Origin of the sequence: Vibrio sp. 1641 (assembly GCF_033339995.1) — a bacterium.
In the GTDB taxonomy this organism is placed as follows: domain Bacteria; phylum Pseudomonadota; class Gammaproteobacteria; order Enterobacterales; family Vibrionaceae; genus Vibrio; species Vibrio alginolyticus.
On sequence record NZ_JAWOVP010000224.1, the window covers coordinates 1 to 654 of the forward strand.

At 46.8% G+C, this 654-nt stretch carries 1 protein-coding gene; it reads right to left on the minus strand.

What is annotated here, in order from left to right; genetic code table 11:
* A partial coding sequence (locus tag R7Z47_RS25185; protein WP_318130808.1) for a ChaN family lipoprotein occupies positions 1–654 on the minus strand: 654 nt, incomplete at both ends.

Sequence of the window (654 nt, forward strand, 5' to 3'; positions counted from 1 at the left end):
ACTGATAATCTGGGCTGTTTGTACTGATTTCAGACGTTGGATTAACCACCATCACTTTAAGCTCAGGGTTGCGTTGTAAAATGGATGCTGCGGTACCTAAACCTGCTTCTGTATGAAATTTCCCCGCGACATGAACAACTTGAGCATTTGGGTTTTGAGCGAGGTATTTCACAATCGACTCCGCCATGGTTTCGTCCCACGTTACTTGTGCGGCGTATTGCTTTTCAGTTTGCTCTGGCTTGCCATGATGCATGGATGCCATGAACTTTTCTTTATATGGGCTGTTCGCGGTATTGACGTTTTCAGCCACAAAGCTGCGCTCTTCATCATCTAATTTATTCAGGTAATCAACACCTTGACGACCAATACAGCGGACGATGTATTTGGGTGCATTTGCGGCGATAACAGGTAAGTTGGCTTGCTTGGCGAACTCAACGAGTGGGCGGTAATCGCTTTCATAGTTTGGCCACGCATTGCTTTGTGACATGAAGTATTGTTCACCGATTTCGCCTTTTAGATAAGCGTCTAGCACCGATTGCTTGTCACGCGTGACTTGCTCCATAGATAGGGCAATACGGCGTTCGCCAGAAGAAAGCTGCCTCAGTAGATCGGTTTGGAAGCGATGAATACCAGCATGAGTGTGCCACTCTCCAA